A 995-nucleotide genomic window follows, 5' to 3' on the forward strand; every position below is an offset into this window, starting at 1 on the left:
GATTGTCCCCGAGGAGTACTCCTGGCAGCGCCTGTTGGACACCGAGGGGGTGGCCCTGGAGACCCAGTACACGCTGATCCTGCAGGGGCTGGGCCGCCAGCCGGGCATGTTGGGCACGATCTTCCGCAAGGCGCAGAACCGGGTGCAGGACCCGGCGATCCTCAAGCGGCTGATCCATGACCTGATCAACAAGGAGACATGGTCGGGTGGCGGTGATCTCAACGGCGACGCCTACGAGGCTCTCCTGTCCAAGGGCGCCAGCGACAAGGGGTCGGGCGCGGGCCAGTACTTCACGCCGCGGTCGGTCATTTCCGCGATCGTCGATGTCGTGCGGCCCACCGTGGAGGACACGGTGGTCGACCCGGCCTGCGGCACGGGTGGGTTCCTGCTGGGCGCCCACGAGTACGCCTCCCAGGACGCCGCGCGCATGAACCCCGAGCAGCGTCAGCACCTCAAGGCGTCGTTCGTGCACGGCGTGGAAATCGTTGACGGCACCGCACGCCTGGCTGCCATGAACCTGCTGCTGCACGGCATGGGTGACGCCAAGGGCAAGTCGCTGATCGAGGTCAAGGATGCCCTGATCGACGACCCCGGTAGGCGCTGGTCGGTGGTATTGGCCAACCCGCCCTTCGGCACGAAGTCCTCTATCACGATGGTGGGCGCCGACAGCAAGGAGGCCCGCGAGGACCGGGAGGTCGAGCGCCACGACTTTGTGGTCACTACGAGCAACAAGCAGCTCAACTTCCTGCAGCACATCATGACGATCCTGGACATCAACGGCCGAGCCGCGGTAGTGCTGCCGGACAACGTGCTGTTCGAGGGCGGGGTCGGCGAGGCGCTGCGCCGACGTCTGCTGGACGACTTCGACCTGCACACGATCCTGCGTCTGCCCACCGGAGTGTTCTACGCCCAGGGGGTAAAGGCGAACGTGCTGTTCTTCGACAAGAAGCCGGCCAGTGAGACCCCATGGACCACCAGGACGTGGGTGTACGACC

At 65.8% G+C, this 995-nt stretch carries 1 protein-coding gene; it reads left to right on the forward strand.

Annotated elements, in window-relative coordinates; all coding sequences use genetic code 11:
- Positions 1 to 49 precede the first annotated feature (49 nt).
- Positions 50 to 995: HsdM family class I SAM-dependent methyltransferase (locus BFF76_RS30300; RefSeq protein ID WP_244167381.1), on the forward strand; the 946-nt coding region annotated here is incomplete at its 3' end.

Origin of the sequence: Streptomyces mutomycini (genome assembly GCF_001700505.1) — a bacterium.
Classification (GTDB): Bacteria; Actinomycetota; Actinomycetes; order Streptomycetales; family Streptomycetaceae; genus Streptomyces; species Streptomyces mutomycini.